Origin of the sequence: Plectonema radiosum NIES-515, from assembly GCF_025753815.1 — a bacterium.
In the GTDB taxonomy this organism is placed as follows: Bacteria; Cyanobacteriota; Cyanobacteriia; order Cyanobacteriales; family Nostocaceae; genus Hassallia; species Hassallia radiosum_A.
This window is the reverse complement of record NZ_JAOWRF010000399.1, coordinates 1-3,775: the sequence shown is the minus strand read 5'-3', so window position 1 is coordinate 3,775 and position 3,775 is coordinate 1. Positions and strand designations below refer to the sequence as shown.

Below are 3,775 nucleotides of genomic sequence, written 5' to 3'. Positions count from 1 at the left end.
CCCTCCCCTAAATCGAAACGCATATCTGTTGTTACACAATTTGCGGTAAAATCAGAAACTTGCCAATTAATGACGCTCTTGCTGACAGGAGATGCTGCTATGACCCGGATGTACTACGACGAAGATGCCAATTTAGACCTTTTAGCACAGAAAACCATTGCCATCATTGGCTATGGTTCCCAAGGTCATGCCCATGCGCTTAATCTCAAAGATAGCGGGATGAATGTAATTGTCGGGTTATATCCGGGCAGTAAGTCAACCTCAAAAGCCGAAGCTGCTGGATTAATCGTGAAAAATGTTGCAGATGCTGTGAATGCAGCTGACTTCATCATGATTTTGTTGCCTGATGAAGTGCAAAAAACGATTTATACAAACGAAATCGAACCAAATCTGCAAGAAGGAAATGTGATAGCTTTTGCCCACGGCTTTAATATTCACTTTGGGCAAGTTGTACCGCCGGCAAACGTCGATGTAGTGATGGTAGCACCTAAAGGACCTGGGCATTTGGTGCGACGGACTTACGAACAGGGACAAGGTGTACCGGCGCTGTTTGCAGTGTATCAGGATGCCAGCGGTCAGGCACGCGATCGCGCGATGGCATACGCTAGAGGTATCGGTGGAACCCGTGCCGGCGTTCTAGAAACAACTTTCCGCGAAGAAACGGAGACAGATTTATTCGGTGAACAAGCTGTATTGTGCGGTGGTTTGAGTGCTTTAATTAAAGCTGGATTTGAAACTTTGGTAGAAGCCGGTTATCAACCAGAATTAGCTTATTTTGAATGTCTGCACGAAGTCAAATTAATTGTAGACTTGGTTGTAGAAGGTGGCTTGGCAAAAATGCGCGATAGCATTTCTAACACCGCTGAATATGGTGATTATACCCGCGGACCGCGAATTGTCACTCAGGAAACTAAAGCAGAAATGAAGAAGATTCTCAGTGAAATTCAATCTGGGCAATTTGCACGAGAATTTGTCTTAGAAAATCAATCTGGTAAACCAGGATTTACCGCTATGCGTCGTCAAGAAGCTGAACACAAAATTGAAGAAGTCGGCAAAGATTTACGCGCTATGTTTAGCTGGTTGAAAAAAGCGTAACTTTATTTGATATCTTGGATTAAACTCGTTCCCAGGTCTAAGCTCATGTCCGGTTAATTAACATTAATAAAAACATTGCAACCGTCGTAGAGACGTGACCGTGGAACGTCTCTACAATATATGTGATTTGTCGGACATGATATAACCTGGGAATTTGTTTGCATAAAGCTTTCATACCGTCAATCAGCAACGCATTGAATTTAATTCTTGGTAAATTTTCGCCAGATGATTAATAGTGTTTTATAATATATGTACCTATTTGTGTACATATATTGATGTTTTCCTACAAAATAACATCTCCAACCGATGCGAGAAATGACTTTTTTAAGTTGTTAGACCTGGTAGTAGAAAATCATCAGGTGTATATTATCAACCGTCGCGATGCGGAAAATGTAGCTTTGATTGCTGAGTCAGATTTAGTAAGTTTGGTTGAGACAGTTTATTTATTGCGAAGTCCTAAAAATGCACGTCGGTTACTTGACGCAATAGAAGAGTCGAAAACAGGAAAGATCCAATCTCAAACTATCGCAGAACTTCGGCAGGAGTTAGGGATTGACCAAGAAGAAGAAAAAGAAAGCTGAATCTGAGGAAATTAAACCAGTCATAATTAATCGAAGTCCTGGTTTTAGTTTAAAATTCAAAGAAGATAAGAAGTGGTGGTTCAAACAAGATTTTGCGAAAGCATCGAAAATTTTGGATTTGATTACGGCAGTCATGCAAAACCCATTTAAAGGGATTGGTAAACCGGAAGCATTAAAGTATATGGATGCAAATATTTGGTCACGGCGAATTGATTTAGAGCATCGGCTAGTATATATAGTGGGAAACACTCAAATTGATTTTTTAGCTTGTCGCTATCATTACGAATAATGCATTTACAGTAGATTGCGCTCTAATAGAATATAGGTAGAGACGTAGCAGTGCTACGTCTCTACAAGGTTTTGGATTTTATATATATACTTCATTTACCTGAAATCTGCTGTATGTTACGTTTAGTGAGTTTATTCACTTTGCTGTTGATAATTTCTTCCTTGGGATTGCAGAACTCTATTCAAGCACAATCGCAGCAAGATACAAAACTAATACCATTTTTTGATAATCTAAATAACCCCGTTCCGGTTGGTTTTCCTAGAGGACAACAACTAGATATTTCTCCACCTCCACCTAAACTTAATGCTTTCGATAATGAAGTATTGAAAGTCTGCGGTTCGATTGGTAGCAACGTTAATCCTAATCAGTTTAAAAATCTTTTATCTGCAAATCCACAAGTATTAAATAAAATTCAGCAAGTCACTGGGGGAGAACTTCGTCCAGGAAGACGGAGAAAATCAGATTTTCTGCAAGATTTAACTAATGTTTGGTTCCATAATAAAGGCTTTGAACACATTTTTTGTGGACAAATATATAACGAAAACGATATTGGAGGATTGCACTTTTACGGCAGATATTTACAGTTGCAAAATCAAGGAATTGCCGGAAGGTTGCCGAATAATTCTCAAAAAGAGGAAGTTATTCCCGGTGTAATTTATACGATGGGTGTGGAAATTAAACAGGGAAACCGCATTGTTAGAGATGTTATTAAAGGCTACGGCTATTTGAGCAACGCTGAAGAAATACTTGTTGATGCCACAAAAGCATTTAAGTTACAGGGAAATCTGGAAGGAGCGTGTATTTATAATGTTCGGGATGCGGAGACAAGAAGAATTTTTCCCACTATTTTTGTCAGAAAAGAAAACGCAATTATCACCTACTATCCAGATGCTACACCTAGCGGGAAACAGTGTAAAACTTGAATAGAGACGTTCCACGCTTTACGTCTCTACGACAGCATTATCAGTGTTTTGTTCGCTTTAAGATTAACCCCATTGCGATCGCACAAATGCCAATTACGCTACTTGGTTCGGGAACAGAGATAGGATCTCCCGTTTCTGAGTTGAAGAATACAACTTTACCCTCACCACCACCACCAACAATCCCTAAATCTGGACGCTGATCAAATAGGTAAGAAAAGTCTATAAATTTGAAGTTGATACCATCTTGCGAACCGTAGGAACTAAAAGCAAAAGTATAAGGAATTTGTGGGTAAGTGTCGTAATTACCTCGAAAATAAATTGTTTTGGGTTTCCCGTTAAAAAATGATATCTGAGTCCGATTGTAGGGGTCGTTAGTTTCATCGTATGGTCCACCATAAAAATTAAAGAAGAATGATAAACCCTGATCGGAACTAGTAATATTTTCGTATCCTTGTTTGGTAAGGAAACTATCATCAAATTTAACGTATCCGTTATAAGTTTTACCCGCTAATACTCCCGTTAAATTATTGACCTGAAAATCATAGGTGACTGTCTTTGCTAGTACCTGACCACCGCTAAGAAAACCTAAACTCAACACCAAAGAAGCAGCGGTAGTTTTCAGTAGATTTTGCCAAATCATCATAAAAATGTTTTTTTGTCTCCGAATAATTATCTATACTAATTACACGGCAATACAGATGTCACTATCATCTGATTAAGTAAAGATGAATAAATGATATTCTTGATGTTAAGTATTTATTAAGTAATTAACAACTAATTAAAAAGCTATTGTAAAAGCCAGTTATATCACAATACGGTTCAGTTAAGGATTTTTGGTACTGATTTTTGACCTGTAGAGACGCGAAATTTCGCGTCTCTACACTCGG

At 38.5% G+C, this 3,775-nt stretch carries 5 protein-coding genes; 4 read left to right on the top strand and 1 reads right to left on the bottom strand.

Annotated elements, in window-relative coordinates:
* The first annotated feature begins 99 nt into the window (after nt 1-99).
* The 4 genes from ilvC (at nt 100) to OGM63_RS28145 (ending at nt 2,888) form a co-directional block, all read left to right on the top strand.
* A complete protein-coding gene (gene ilvC, locus OGM63_RS28160; RefSeq protein ID WP_263749045.1) occupies nt 100-1,095 on the top strand; it encodes a ketol-acid reductoisomerase in 996 nt (331 codons plus the stop codon).
* Nucleotides 1,096-1,370: 275 nt separating this feature from the next.
* Nucleotides 1,371-1,676, top strand: coding sequence for a type II toxin-antitoxin system Phd/YefM family antitoxin (locus OGM63_RS28155; protein ID WP_263749044.1), 306 nt, complete (start codon nt 1,371-1,373; stop codon nt 1,674-1,676).
* Complete coding sequence (locus OGM63_RS28150) at nt 1,648-1,965, top strand: Txe/YoeB family addiction module toxin (RefSeq protein WP_263749043.1); 318 nt, start codon at nt 1,648-1,650, stop codon at nt 1,963-1,965. The genes OGM63_RS28155 and OGM63_RS28150 overlap by 29 nt, the downstream gene beginning before the upstream one ends.
* Before the next feature lie 113 nt (nt 1,966-2,078).
* Nucleotides 2,079-2,888, top strand: a complete 810-nt coding sequence (locus tag OGM63_RS28145; protein ID WP_263749042.1) for an EndoU domain-containing protein — start codon at nt 2,079-2,081, stop codon at nt 2,886-2,888.
* A gap of 40 nt (nt 2,889-2,928) precedes the next feature.
* Here OGM63_RS28145 and OGM63_RS28140 read toward each other — a convergent pair whose 3' ends face one another.
* On the bottom strand, nt 2,929-3,531 hold the full coding sequence (locus OGM63_RS28140) for a PEP-CTERM sorting domain-containing protein (RefSeq protein ID WP_263749041.1): 603 nt from the start codon (nt 3,529-3,531) through the stop codon (nt 2,929-2,931).
* Nucleotides 3,532-3,775 lie beyond the last annotated feature (244 nt).